This window comes from Bradyrhizobium elkanii WSM2783 (assembly GCF_000472865.1).
Taxonomy (GTDB): Bacteria; Pseudomonadota; Alphaproteobacteria; order Rhizobiales; family Xanthobacteraceae; genus Bradyrhizobium; species Bradyrhizobium elkanii_A.
Map to the genome: position 1 here is coordinate 60201 of NZ_AXAP01000009.1, position 12486 is coordinate 72686.

Below are 12486 nucleotides of genomic sequence, written 5' to 3' on the forward strand. Positions count from 1 at the left end.
CTTTCCTTAAACTGGCGGGTCGCGGACATTCTTGCCACGAGATAGGGGCGAACGCCCGCGACCGGAAGCGAGTTTAGACGGATTAAAGCATCAGGACAGCGACTTCGCCCGCTTGATGTCGGGCGCCGTCGCCTCGTCGACCAGTGCGGCGAGGGCGTCCGCAGTCGGCATCACCGTCTGGCCTTCGCTGCCGAACCGTCGCACCGAGACCGAATGGGTCTCGGCTTCCTTCTTGCCGACCACGAGCAGCGCCGGGATCTTCGCCAGCGAATGCTCGCGGACCTTGTAGTTGATCTTCTCGTTGCGCAGGTCGATCTCCACCCGCAGGCCGGCGCGCCGTGCTTCGGCCACCACCTGCTTGGCATATTCGTCGGCTTCGGAGGTGATGGTGGTGACGACCACCTGCACCGGCGCCAGCCAGAGCGGGAAATTGCCGGCATAGTGCTCGATCAGGATGCCGATGAAGCGCTCCATCGAGCCGCAGATCGCGCGGTGAACCATGACGGGCGCCTTCTTCGAGCCGTCATGGTCGATATAGAACGCGCCGAACCGCTCCGGCAGGTTGAAGTCGACCTGGGTCGTGCCGCACTGCCAGTCGCGGCCGATGGCGTCGCGCAGCACATATTCGAACTTCGGCCCGTAGAACGCGCCTTCGCCCGGATTGATCTCGGTCTTGATGCGGTTGCTGCCCTTGGCCTTGATCTCCGACAGCACGGTCGCCATCACGCGTTCGGCATGGTCCCACATCGCGTCGGTGCCGACGCGCTTTTCCGGCCTCGTCGAGAGCTTGACGGTGAGTTCGCCCTCGAAGCCGAAATCGCCGTAGGTCGAGAGGATCAGGTCGTTGATCTTCAGGCACTCGTCGGCGAGCTGCTCCTCGGTGCAGAACACATGCGCATCATCCTGCGTGAAGCCGCGCACGCGCATCAACCCGTGCATCGCGCCTGACGGTTCGTAGCGATGCACCACGCCGAATTCGGCAAGCCGCAAGGGGAGGTCGCGATAGCTCTTCAGACCATGCTTGAAGATCTGCACATGCCCCGGACAGTTCATCGGCTTCAGCGCGAACCAGCGCTTGTCCTCGGCCTCGTCGCCGGCGGACTGCGCCGCGAACATGTTCTCGCGGTACCAGTCCCAATGGCCCGAGGTCTCCCACAGCACCTTGTCGAGGATCTGCGGCGCGTTGACCTCCTGGTAGTCGCCGGCGAGGCGGCGGCGCATATAGGCGATCAACTGCTGGAAGATGGTCCAGCCCTTGGGGTGCCAGAACACCACGCCCGGGCCTTCCTCCTGGAAGTGGAACAGGTCGAGCTCGCGGCCGAGCTTGCGATGGTCGCGCTTCTCGGCTTCCTCGATCTGCTTGAGGTAGGCGTCGAGATCGTCCTGTTTCGCGAAGGCCGTGCCGTAGATGCGGGTCAGCATCGGATTGTTGGAATCGCCGCGCCAATAGGCGCCCGCGACCTTCATCAATTTGAAGGCGTTGCCGATCTTCCCCGTGGAGGTCATGTGCGGACCGCGGCAGAGATCGAACCAGTCTCCCTGGAAATAGATCTTGATCGGCTCGTTGCCGGGAATGGCGTCGACCAGCTCGACCTTGAACGCCTCGCCCTTGTCGCGGAACACCTCCTTGGTCTTCTCGCGCGACCACACTTCCTTGGTGAACGGTTTGTCGCGCGCGATGATCTCGCGCATCTTCTTTTCGATGGCGGCAAAATCTTCCGGGGTGAACGGCTCGTTGCGGAAGAAGTCGTAGTAGAAGCCGTTCTCGATCACGGGGCCGATCGTGACCTGCGTCCCCGGCCACAGCGACTGCACGGCTTCCGCCAGCACATGGGCGCAATCATGCCGGATCAGTTCCAGCGCGCGCGCGTCGTCACGCGAGATCAGCTCGATCTTGGCATCCTCGGTGATGGGATCCTTGAGGTCATACAGAACGCCATCCAGCGCCATCGCCACCGTGCGTTTGGCCAGCGAGGGCGAGATGCCCTGGGCGATATCGAGCCCGGTGGTGTTCCTGGGGAATTCGCGTTTCGCCCCGTCAGGGAAGGTGAGGGTGACTTTTTCCACGGGCTGGGCGGGCTTCAGGTTGCTGAGGCTGTACTGGAATCCGGACTCGGACTTGTGCTCGTCGGGCATGACATTCTCCTGTGGCTCACTCCTGCGAACGAGCGCAGGTAAGCTGAAGCAGCGATATAGCAGGCGATTGGGCCGACGCAATCCGGCAATATCAAGAAATCGGCGGGCAATCGGCCGGATTGTCGCGCTCGCGAGCGCTTCAATCGCTGGTATCGCGAGGTTTCGATGGCGCTCCGGCAACCGCGCCGCGAGTTCGTTCGCGAATGTGACCGATCGACGAACTTCATGGCCAGCGCTGACATCTGGCCTTTTCTTCTTCGCCCGCCTGGTTTACATGCATTTGCATGAAAAGGATGCCCGCCACGCGCCGTTTTGCGCCCACCTCCCTGATGCTGGGAAATATCGTCACCGGCTGCTCCGTGCTGGCGCCGGCGGGGATGCTTCCGGAACTGTCCGGTGCACTTGATATCTCGATCCACGCCGCGGGGCTCTTGATCACCTTCGGTGCGATGGTGTTGTGCATCGGCTCGCCGCTGACGGCATGGCTGACCAGCCGTATCGATCGCCGCACTTTGCTCGGCGTCACGCTCGCGGTGCTCACGGTCACCAATCTTGCCTCCGCCCTGGCGCCTGACTACGCGAGCCTTCTGGTCATTCGCCTCATCATGCTGGCGATCGGCGCGCTCTATACGCCGCAAGCGGCCGGCACCGGCGCGCTGATCGTACCGGTCGAGCGGCGCGGCTCGACCATCGCCTACATTTTCCTCGGCTGGTCGCTCGCGGCTGCTGTCGGGCTGCCGCTGATCACTTTTATTGCAAGCCACTATGGCTTTCGCGCCGCCTATGGCGGCATCGCGCTGATCGGCTGCGTGAGCTGCGCGCTGCTGTTGTGGCGATTGCCGCACGAATTGCTCGGCGCGCCCGTCGATCTGAAGACCTGGATCGAGCTCGGCCGCAACCGGATGGTGCTCGTGCTCCTGGCGATCACGACGCTGCACATGTCAGGCCAGTTCGTCATCTTCACCTTCATGGGGCCGCTGCTTGCAAGATTGACTGGGGCCGGCCCCAACGCCATCGGGCTCGTCTTCGGCCTTTACGGCGTCTGCGGCTTCATCGGCGTCATGATCGCAACCCGCATCGTCGATTCCTGGGGGCCGTATCGGACGTCGGTGCTGTTTACCTCGCTGATGCTGACCGGCGTTGCCGGATGGGCGCTGAGCGCGGGGATCTATGCGTTGATGGCCGCCTCGGTTGCGATCTGGGGGCTCGGCTTTGCCTCCACCAATTCGATGCAGCAGGTGCGGCTGGTCGCGGCGGCGCCGGCGCTTGCATCGGCATCGGTGTCGCTCAACACCTCGGTGCTCTACATCGGGCAGGCGATCGGCTCGGCGATCGGCGGCGCTCTGTTCGCGCACGGCTGGCTGCACGGCGCAGGCTATGTGTCCGCGGCTTTCGTCGCGCTGGCCCTTGCGACCATCTTGCTGACCAGGCCGCGCCACGCGGCGGCGAAGTGATGAACTAGAGCATGATCCGGAAAAGCGGAGACCGGTTTTCCGAAAAAGATCATGCTCAAACAAAGAGCCAGAGCGGGATGACGATTCGAAGAAAAGTCGTCACGCTCTAGCGACTCGCCGATGCCGGAGCGCTTGCGATCCGCGCAAGCGATGCGCCTCCCGCCATCTTCACCAGCACTTCTTTCACCGGGTGCTGCGTCCAGGCCAGCGTGACGTAATCGCGATGGGTGACGCCGTCGGGGGTCTGCACGAACGCGACGCTGCCGGGCTGCAACGGCCCGTCCATGCTCTCGCGGACGCGGATGCCCTTGTTCCTGAGCATCGTCATCAGTTCCTGATCATGCCGCTTGGTGTAGCGGGTATACGAACTCACGAAGAAACCGCTGCGGTTGTTCTCGATCCAGGAGGCGAACTTGTCGAGTTCGCCATAGACCGCATCCAGCAGCACCACGCCGCGCACGCGGCTGGTCGCGCCGCCGACCTCGAGGCTCCAGGCGGTCGGCAGGAAGCCGCCGCTATAGCCGACGATCACGACCGGCATGTTGGCGAAGGCAGCCGCCGATTTGGGATCGCCATAGAGGCGGGCGAGGTGGGAGGTGGATTCGTCGAGGAAACGTTTGAAGCCGCCGGGCTGCCAGAATTTTCCGGCGCTGGAATCGGCGGCATCGACCGCCATCTGCGGCGCCAGCAGCACCGCGTTGACGCCGGAGTCCGAGATCTGCTGCGGCACCAATTGGCGGTCGCGCACGTCGCGCTCGAGGGTTGCGCCATTGCCGTGGAAGAACACCACGATCACGCCCGGCTTACTGACGTCGAAATTCTCGGGCACGTGCATCAGGACGCGGCTGTCATTGTAGGTCTCGTCCTGCCAATAGACGCGGCCCGAATAGCTGCGATGGCCCTTGCGGCTGCCGTCCGTGACATTCAGGAACGGCGCATCCGAGCGCGGGTTGTTGCCGAAATAAGGGAAGGCGGAGGATTTCATGCTGACCAGCGTGGTCAGCTCTTCGCGCTCGCTCGGCTTCGGCAGATTGAGCGTGGGTGTCAGCGAAGCCGTCCGGACCGGCGCGGGACGCTGCGGCTGCGGCTCGGATGCCGACGCCGACGCAGTGACCTGGCGCTGCACGAGCCTTTCCTGCTCGGTCGGGAAGCGTTCCTTGAACGATGGTGCCGGGAAGCGATCCACAAACGTATCGCTCGCAACCGCGTGTGTGTTCGCCGCGAGCGCCGAGGCGCTGGGCGCTCTGCCGCATTGAGCCAGCACGGTCGCGAGCGGTAGAAGCAGCGAGGCGGTCGCGACCCAGCGCCACGGAGACCTCGGCCAGCGCGACCGCGCGGCCGGGGGCATTGGCCGGTTCGCGCGATCACACTTCTGGAATGTTGGGTTCGCTGCCCCGATCATCCACCCGCTACCCCGAACTCCCGGCAAACGCCGAATCTGAGCGCACCGGTGTTTAGGTGACGTTAAGCTTCCGGAAAATTTCCCCATCCGGAAGGTGCAAGAAGACCATCCAATCGTGTCGCGATTGTGGGTCGTCTCTCGTGTTTACACAAAGGTCGGCCCTTTGAAGGCAACAATTGGGTATTATGATACCCAAATCTTGGCCGGAGTTAGGTGCTTGTTAACGTTGCTTGAATTGGCCGTTTTCCGCCTGCACGATGAGAATCGTCGAAGCGCGTAGCGCTGAAGGTACGGTCCGATATGGCGGCATCACACACGGGCAGCGCGACATGGTCCGGTTCGCTCCCCGGCAGCGGTTCGACCGTTTCGGTCCTCGTGGCCACGGCCATCGTGGTTGCCGACATGGTGGGCGTCGGCGTTTTCACCAGCCTCGGCTTTCAGGTCAAGGACATCCCGTCGGGCTTCTCGATCCTCCTGCTGTGGACCGTCGGTGGCATCGTCGCGCTGTGCGGCGTATTTTCCTACGGCGAACTCGGTGCGATGTTTCCGCGCTCGAGCGGCGAGTACAATTTCCTGAGCCGCGCCTATCATCCGGCGTTCGGATTCGTCGCCGGCTGGGTGTCGGCGACCGTGGGCTTCGCTGCGCCGGTCGCGCTCGCCGCTATGGCGTTCGGCGAATACGGCAAGTCGGTCTTGCCGGACGCGCCGCCGCTCGTGCTGGCGCTCGGCGTGGTGTGGCTGGTGTCGATCGTCCAACTCACCGGCGTCAAGCATTCCTCGACCTTCCAGCTGGTCGCGACCATCCTGAAGGTGGTGCTGATCGTCGGGTTTCTCGTCGCCGGATATTTGATCGCGACGCCGCAGCCGATCTCGTTCGCGCCGACCTCAGTCGATCTTTCCCATATCGTCAGCGCACCGTTCGCGATCAGCCTGGTGTTCGTGATGTATTCGTTCTCCGGCTGGAACGCGGCGACCTACATCATCGGCGAGATGCACCTGCCGGAGCGCAATTTGCCGCGCGCGATGCTCTCGGGAACGTTGATCGTGCTCGTGCTCTATGTCGCCCTGAACGCGGTGTTCCTCCACACCGCGCCAATCGACCAGCTTGCCGGCCAGATCGACGTCGCCCGCATTTCCGGCAGCTATATCTTCGGCGAGCTCGGCGGCCGCATTGTCGGCGCGATGATCTGTGTCGGGCTGATCTCCTCGATCAGCGCGATGATGTGGATCGGTCCGCGCGTGATGATGACGATGGGCGAGGACATCTCGGCGCTGCGGATCTTCGCCCGCCACTCGGCCAGCGGCGCGCCGGCCTATGCGATTCTGTTCCAGCTTGCGGTGGCGACGCTGATGCTGTTCACGCGCAGCTTCGAGGCGGTGCTGGACTTCATCCAGTTCGCGCTGCTGTTCTGCTCGTTCTTCACGGTAGCAGGCGTGATCAAGCTGCGCATCACGCGCCCCGACCTGCCGAGGCCTTACCGCGCCTGGGGATACCCGGTCACCCCTGTGGTTTTCCTGCTCGTGACCGGTCTCATGATGTACTATCTGTTGACCGACCGTCCGCTGCAGTCGGCGCTTGGCACTTTGATCATGCTTTCCGGCCTTTTGATCTACGCCGTTTTCCGCAAAGGGGCGGCGCGCCCGGCGGCCGCCGGAGCATCGGGTCGCAAATGAGGAAGTTCTTGCCATTGAAAGCTGTCGCGCTCGCTTTCGCGATTCTGCTCGCGGCGCTGCCGGCGCGTGCCGCCGACACGGCGACCGCAGACGATACCGCGCGCTTCCTTGCCGGGATGATGCCGTCAGCGGACTCTCCGCTGGTCCCGCTGACCAGGGATCCTGCCTGGCAACTGCATGCCCGATTCTTCGACCAGGCCTTTGCGCAGCTCGAGCAGCGCCAGCTGTCGAAGATCCGCGCCTGGGCGGAGACCAATCTCGCCGCGCCGCGGCAGACCATGTTCTACATGTTCTCCGGGCCCGACTTCATCTACGCCGACGCCTTCTATTCCGGCGCGACGACCTATGTGCTCAGCGCGCTTGAGCCGGCCGGCTCGGTGCCGGACCTGACAAGACTGTCGCGTGGCGACGTCGGTGCCGCGCTCTACAGTGTCGAGCGCTCGCTATCTTCGGTCCTGAGCTTCTCCTTCTTCATTACCAAGAAGATGAAGGTCGACCTGCATGCAGGCGAGATCAGCGGCACCTTGCCGATCCTCTATGTGTTCCTGGCGCGCTCGGGCAAGACCATCCGGAGCGTCGCGCCGGTTGCGCTCGACGAGAACGGCATCGTCGGCACGGAAGGGGTAGGGAAGGGCGCGGCGCGCGGCGCGCGCATCACCTTCGCCGGCAATGATGGCGTCGAGCGCACGCTCTATTACTTCTCGACCGATCTCTCCAATTCAGGCGTCAAGGCGAGCGGCTTTTTGAAATTCTGCGAGACGCTTGCGCCCGGCAACAGCCTGATCAAGAGCGCCTCCTATCTCATGCACGCCGGCAATTTCACTGTTGTGCGCGATTTCATCCTCAAGAACAGTGCCACCATCATCCAGGACGATTCCGGGATTCCGCTCGTGTACTTCAACCACAGCCGCTGGCGCTTCTTCCCGTTCGGCCGCTATGCCGGCCCGATCGCCGAATTCCCGGGCCGCTACCAGGAATCCTACGCCGAGCTGTTCCACCGCGCGCAGCCGATCGATTTCGGCATCGGCTATCGCTGGCGCACGCACGAAACCAACCTGCTGCTTGCCGTGCAATTGCCGGGTGATGGCTTCGGCACCGCCGATGCGGTGGCTCAGGATGCGCCAGCTCCCAAACCGGCGCCGTCGCGTGCCAGGGCGCCCCGGCAGCCGGCGCCATTCTTCAGTTCGCAGCCCGGCGGTTTCTTCTGGTTTGGGCGCTAGAGCTCCGGTCGCATTTCAACATCCAGTGAATATTGCGATCGTAACTCACTAGCGGGATCGACCGCGCGTCCTGTAATCCATCCGTAGCAGCGCATCGTCAGGTTCGTGATCTGTCACCCAAGTTCCGAGGGATCGATATGATCGCTACCGACGTCGACGACCGATTCAACAAGTGGCTGGGCTTCTTCAATGTCGCTGTAGCGGCTAAAGACGTTGATGCGCTGCTGATCCTGTTCCATCCGGACGCATTCTGGCGCGACCTGCTGGCATTCACCTGGAACGTGCGCACGGTCGAAGGTCATGGCGAAATCCGACAGATGTTGGATGCGTGCCTTGCGCGTACGGCCCCCACGGCATGGCGGCAAGCGAGACCCGCGCGTCTCGAAGATGGCATCGTCGAAGGAATCGTCGAGTTCGAGACGAAGGTCGCGCGCTGCCGAGCAGTCATCCGCTTGAGAGAGGGCAAGGTCTGGACATTGCTCACGTCGATGGCGGAGCTCAATGGCCTCGAAGCATCGCCGAGCCTCGACCATGTCAGCCACGGCGGCGGCGATATGGCCGCTATGGCGAAGCAACCCTACTGTGTCATCGTTGGAGCCGGACATTGCGGGCTTGGATTGGGCGTGCAGCTCCGAAAGCTGGGTGTCCCGACGCTGATCATCGATCGCCGCGAACGACCGTCCGATACCTGGCGAAACCGCCACGATTCGTTGTTGCTGCACACTCCCTCATACTTTGATCAGATGCCGGGATTCTCCTACCCCGACGACTGGCCGCTGCATCCCTCGAAGGAACGCTTCGCCGACTGGCTGGAGGCGTACCAGTCGGTGATGCAACTCGACGTGATGGCCGGGGCAGAGTGCGTAGGGGCCGCATACGATGATGTGCGCGGGAAATGGCGCCTGCAGGTCAAACGCCGCGACCGCGCGATCGAGCTCAACCCGGAGCAGCTTGTGCTCGCTACCGGACTATTCGGGACTCCGAAGATCCCTGACATACCCGGGAAGGAGCGGTTCAAGGGACCGCAACAACATGCAAGCTTGTATCGTAGCAATCCTCATCACAGGAACTGCCGATGCGTTGTGGTGGGATCAGGCACCACGGCGCACGATATTGCTGCGGATCTCTTCGCTGGTGGCGCTGATGTCACGATGATTCAGCGCAGTCCGACCATCGTGATGAAGTTGGAGAGATTGATCGAAGGATTTGCCAGGCTCTACGGCAGCGAGCCGAAGGCGCAGGGCATGACGACCGATCTGGCGGACTTGTTGCTCGCCGCGACACCCTTGCGCACCGTGGTGGCCGTGCACCAGAAGCTGGTGAAGCACGTGAAGGAGAAGGACGCGGCCTTCTACCGGCGATTGGAGAGCGTCGGCTTTCGACTAACTTTCGGTGAGGACGAGAGCGGCGTGTTTCCTCAGGTCCTGCGCGATCCCGGTGGCTACTACATCGATGTCGGCGCATCAGAGCTGGTCGCGAACGGCAGCATAAAGCTGAGAAGTGGTGTCGGCATCACGGCGCTTCGCGAGGAAAGCGTGGTTCTGAGCGACGGGAGCGAACTTCCCGCGGATATCATCTTCTACGCAACCGGCTACGAACGCAGCGCGTTCGAATCCATCCTGACGCCGGAGACGGCAAAAAGGGTTGGCCCGCTCTGGGGTTTTGGCTCAGGCACGCGCCGCGATCCCGGCCCGTGGCAGGGTGAGCTGCGGAACATGTGGAAGCCCACGCAACAGAAAGGGTTGTGGTTTCACAGTGCCGGAGTTGGGATGGGGCGATTTTACTCGCGCATCCTCGCCCTGCAGATCAAAGCCCGGCAGGCCGGAATAGCAACACCCGTGTACGAAGGCGAAGCTGCCAAGGCGCTCGAGGCTGCGTGAGCCGCTCTAATTCACCCACGTCGCATTGCATCACCAGTGCACGCTCTGGCTCGGCACGATGAAGGCGCTGTTGTTAGCCATGTTCGGCTTGTGGGTGAAATAGAGGTAAGCGGAAACGATCAAAATGAGTAGTGCGATGATCGCCAGTAAATCTATCTGGCGGGGGTCATGACCGTGGCGGCTGATTTTCCAGCGCATTGTTGCTGTCCTTCCTGCGGACGCAAGAGGTCAATGCCGCACTGCCGCCACAGTTCCCGCACGCCAGCGATGCATGCATAACTTGAAAGCACCGGCGGAGAAGGCGATCTCTCTAGTCTACGGCGCGTTGACGCCGCGCCAGCGGCCGTAGCGCCAGGGCAGATACCATCGCGCGCCGGGTGGCGCCCGCTCCGGCACGTTGTCGATGCCCGATGTGCCGAAGGGATGGCAGCGCAATAGGCGCGCCAGCGTCATCCAACCACCTGCCCACAAGCCGAAGCGCTCGATCGCCTCATCGCCATAGACTGAGCAGGTCGGCAGGTGCCGGCAATTGTAGCCGACCAGCGGTGACAGCGTATGACGGTAGATCCAGATCAGCGCGCGACCGAGATTTCGCGGCAGCCGCTGAGCTGCGCTGGCACAGTCTGTGCATCGAAATTGATGTGATGTTCGATGTTCCATGGGCATCATGCCGCAAACTTACGTGGTCTTGCGGGGGTTCCCAAGCAAGGAACTCAATTTTTGCAGATATTTACGCCACAGTTCGCAACTATTGCACCGCACGGGCGGCGCTGCAGCAAAGGTCCTATGGACGGCACAGGTCAGTACGGTTACCGTTTTGATAACGCTTCGATGACACCATCATGTCACGTTGCGATGGGGCCGCTGCCACTGCTCACCCATGGGGCTAGGGGGAAGGAACCAAATTGAGGCTTGTGACGTCGCTTCGTCTTCGCGGTCTGGCACTTCTCGGCGCCGCCGCCTTTTGCATCACACTGCCTGGCTCGGTCACGACGCTGGGCAATTCGGCCCGTGCCGGCGCCAGTCTGGAAGAACGCAAGACGCCGATGCGATTCAGTTGGGTGGCTTGCGAGCCCAACTGCAGAGGTTGGGTATCCGCCGTCGGCATCATCACCGCCGACAGCCCGCGCGACTTCGATGAGTTCGCCCGCGGCCGCCAGCTCGGCGGCGCCACCATCGTGCTCGATTCCAGCGGCGGCTCGGTCAACGACGCCATCACGCTCGGCCGCCGCTTCCGTGGCCTGGGCGCATTGACCACCGTCGGCACGACGGTCATCAAGCAGACCTCAAAGGGCCAGCGCGCCGGCGTCAGGCCGGAAGCCTATTGCGAGTCGATGTGCGTGTTCCTGCTGTTATCAGGTACGACCCGTTACGTGCCGGAAAGCGCGCATGTCCGCGTTCATCAGATCTGGATGGGCGACCGCGCCGATGACGCGCGTGCCGCCAACTACACCGCGCAGGACATGATGATCGTGGAGCGCGATATCGGCCGGCTCGCGAAGTACACTTTCGACATGGGCGGCGCAGGCGACCTGTTGTCGCTGGCGCTGAGCGTTCCGCCCTGGGAAGAATTGCACGAGCTGTCGCGCGACGAGTTGCGGCTGACCAATCTCGTCACCACCGAAGAGGTCGCCGACGTGCTGCCGCCGCAGGATAATGCGGCCACGGTGCCGGTCGCGGATGCGAAAACCAAGCCGAACCAGGACCGTTTCGCCACCAGCGCGGCTGAGGGCGAGACGACGGCGCAGCCCGCGAAGTCGATATCAACCAAGACCGCGGAAGCCCTGGTTCCCACCGGCTCCGCCACGCCACCCCCGGCCCCGCCGGTGAAGTGACGCCAAGGCGTCCGGACAGGGATACGCCACGCCTCGCGATGCTGCTTGATGCGCCCTCTCCCCTTGTGGGAGAGGGCTACTCCCGTGCCGGCAACTAACTCATTGGGGTGAGGGGGCTCTCTCCACGAACACCCTTGCCCGCGGAGACAACCCCTCATCCGTCGCGCATTTCATGCGCGCCACCTTCTCCCACAAGGGGAGAAGGGAAGTAGTCCCTCGACGTTCCGCCCTTACGCCGGCTGCTTGGCCTTCGCCTCGATCTGGCCGATGGCATCAACCACGGCATCAAATGTCAGCATGGTGGAGGCGTGGCGGGCCTTGTAGTCGCGCACCGGCTCGAGCAGGGCGATCTCGGCCCATTTGCCGTCTTCCGGGGGCTTGCCGTTTTCCTTGAGCATCTTGCGCACGGTCTCGCGCAATTCGCGCAGTTCATCGGCGGTCGAGCCCACGATATGCTTTGCCATGATCGAGGAGGAGGCCTGCCCCAGTGCGCAGGCTTTGACGTCATGGGCGAAGTCGGTGACGACGGGGCCGTCCATCTTGAGGTCGACCTTCACGGTCGAGCCGCAGAGTTTCGAATGCGCGGTGGCGCTGGCATCGGGGTCGGGAAGGCGTCCGAGACGCGGAATATTCCCGGCCAGTTCGATGATCCGCTTGTTGTAGATGTCATTCAGCATGCGAATAGAGCTCGTGGGCAGAGGGGTAAGGCACCCTTGGCGGCTGGGTTCTATGGTCCTATATATGAACCGTATCGGCCGAAATACAGTCCGGCCATGCCACCGGCGCGGGCCAGTTCAGAAGCCAATGCTATGCTGCCGGTGTTAGGATGAAGGGACTCCAGGCGTCCGGCGGCACCAGGCCGCGCCGTCTGCCCGGTGACACACC

10 protein-coding genes are annotated in these 12486 nt (G+C 62.9%); 5 read left to right on the top strand and 5 right to left on the bottom strand.

Annotated features, from left to right (window positions below; genetic code table 11):
* Window positions 1-90 precede the first annotated feature (90 nt).
* Complete coding sequence (gene thrS, locus YY7_RS0110860; protein WP_028163254.1) at window positions 91-2136, bottom strand: threonine--tRNA ligase; 2046 nt, start codon at window positions 2134-2136, stop codon at window positions 91-93.
* Between the two features lie 284 nt (window positions 2137-2420).
* On the opposite strand from thrS, the gene YY7_RS0110865 reads away from it, so the two are divergent.
* The gene (locus YY7_RS0110865) at window positions 2421-3590 is read left to right on the top strand and encodes an MFS transporter (RefSeq protein WP_028163255.1); all 1170 of its coding nucleotides are present in this window, start codon (window positions 2421-2423) and stop codon (window positions 3588-3590) included.
* Between the two features lie 106 nt (window positions 3591-3696).
* Here YY7_RS0110865 and YY7_RS0110870 read toward each other — a convergent pair whose 3' ends face one another.
* Window positions 3697-4938, bottom strand: a complete 1242-nt coding sequence (locus YY7_RS0110870) for an alpha/beta hydrolase (protein WP_080663665.1) — start codon at window positions 4936-4938, stop codon at window positions 3697-3699.
* Window positions 4939-5292: 354 nt separating this feature from the next.
* On the opposite strand from YY7_RS0110870, the gene YY7_RS0110875 reads away from it, so the two are divergent.
* The 3 genes from YY7_RS0110875 to YY7_RS51340 all read left to right on the top strand — a co-directional run bounded on the left by YY7_RS0110875 (window position 5293) and on the right by YY7_RS51340 (window position 9766).
* Window positions 5293-6666, top strand: coding sequence for an APC family permease (locus YY7_RS0110875; protein ID WP_028163257.1), 1374 nt, complete (start codon window positions 5293-5295; stop codon window positions 6664-6666).
* Complete coding sequence (locus YY7_RS0110880; protein ID WP_028163258.1) at window positions 6663-7886, top strand: hypothetical protein; 1224 nt, start codon at window positions 6663-6665, stop codon at window positions 7884-7886. Before YY7_RS0110875 ends, YY7_RS0110880 begins: the two co-directional genes overlap by 4 nt.
* A 137-nt stretch (window positions 7887-8023) precedes the next feature.
* Entirely contained in the window at window positions 8024-9766 is a 1743-nt protein-coding gene (locus YY7_RS51340) for an NAD(P)/FAD-dependent oxidoreductase (protein ID WP_051396656.1), read from the top strand.
* A gap of 30 nt (window positions 9767-9796) precedes the next feature.
* On the opposite strand, the gene YY7_RS61825 is transcribed toward YY7_RS51340, so the two are convergent.
* Together YY7_RS61825 and yidD are read right to left on the bottom strand one after the other, a co-directional pair.
* Window positions 9797-9964: a hypothetical protein gene (locus YY7_RS61825; protein WP_165435402.1), complete on the bottom strand. Its 168-nt coding sequence runs from the start codon at window positions 9962-9964 to the stop codon at window positions 9797-9799.
* 117 nt (window positions 9965-10081) lie between these two features.
* Window positions 10082-10426 carry a membrane protein insertion efficiency factor YidD gene (gene yidD, locus YY7_RS0110895; protein WP_028163259.1) on the bottom strand — a complete coding sequence of 115 codons (345 nt, stop codon included), beginning with the start codon at window positions 10424-10426 and terminating at the stop codon, window positions 10082-10084.
* Between the two features lie 245 nt (window positions 10427-10671).
* Between yidD and YY7_RS0110900 the strand changes: the two genes are divergently transcribed.
* A complete protein-coding gene (locus YY7_RS0110900) occupies window positions 10672-11601 on the top strand; it encodes a hypothetical protein (protein ID WP_028163260.1) in 930 nt (309 codons plus the stop codon).
* A gap of 230 nt (window positions 11602-11831) precedes the next feature.
* Here the strand turns inward: YY7_RS0110900 and YY7_RS0110905 are convergent, their stop codons facing one another.
* Window positions 11832-12278: an iron-sulfur cluster assembly scaffold protein gene (locus tag YY7_RS0110905; protein WP_028163261.1), complete on the bottom strand. Its 447-nt coding sequence runs from the start codon at window positions 12276-12278 to the stop codon at window positions 11832-11834.
* Window positions 12279-12486: the final 208 nt, after the last annotated feature.

What these genes read in the sequence shown, in the direction of transcription:
- YY7_RS61825 (WP_165435402.1), bottom strand. Translation starts at nt 9,964, where the DNA reads ATGCGCTGGAAAATCAGCCGCCACGGTCATGACCCCCGCCAGATAGAT.
- YY7_RS0110865 (WP_028163255.1), top strand. Translation starts at nt 2,421, where the DNA reads ATGAAAAGGATGCCCGCCACGCGCCGTTTTGCGCCCACCTCCCTGATG.
- YY7_RS0110875 (WP_028163257.1), top strand. Translation starts at nt 5,293, where the DNA reads ATGGCGGCATCACACACGGGCAGCGCGACATGGTCCGGTTCGCTCCCC.
- YY7_RS0110880 (WP_028163258.1), top strand. Translation starts at nt 6,663, where the DNA reads ATGAGGAAGTTCTTGCCATTGAAAGCTGTCGCGCTCGCTTTCGCGATT.
- YY7_RS0110870 (WP_080663665.1), bottom strand. Translation starts at nt 4,938, where the DNA reads ATGCCCCCGGCCGCGCGGTCGCGCTGGCCGAGGTCTCCGTGGCGCTGG.
- thrS (WP_028163254.1), bottom strand. Translation starts at nt 2,136, where the DNA reads ATGCCCGACGAGCACAAGTCCGAGTCCGGATTCCAGTACAGCCTCAGC.
- yidD (WP_028163259.1), bottom strand. Translation starts at nt 10,426, where the DNA reads ATGGAACATCGAACATCACATCAATTTCGATGCACAGACTGTGCCAGC.
- YY7_RS51340 (WP_051396656.1), top strand. Translation starts at nt 8,024, where the DNA reads ATGATCGCTACCGACGTCGACGACCGATTCAACAAGTGGCTGGGCTTC.
- YY7_RS0110905 (WP_028163261.1), bottom strand. Translation starts at nt 12,278, where the DNA reads ATGCTGAATGACATCTACAACAAGCGGATCATCGAACTGGCCGGGAAT.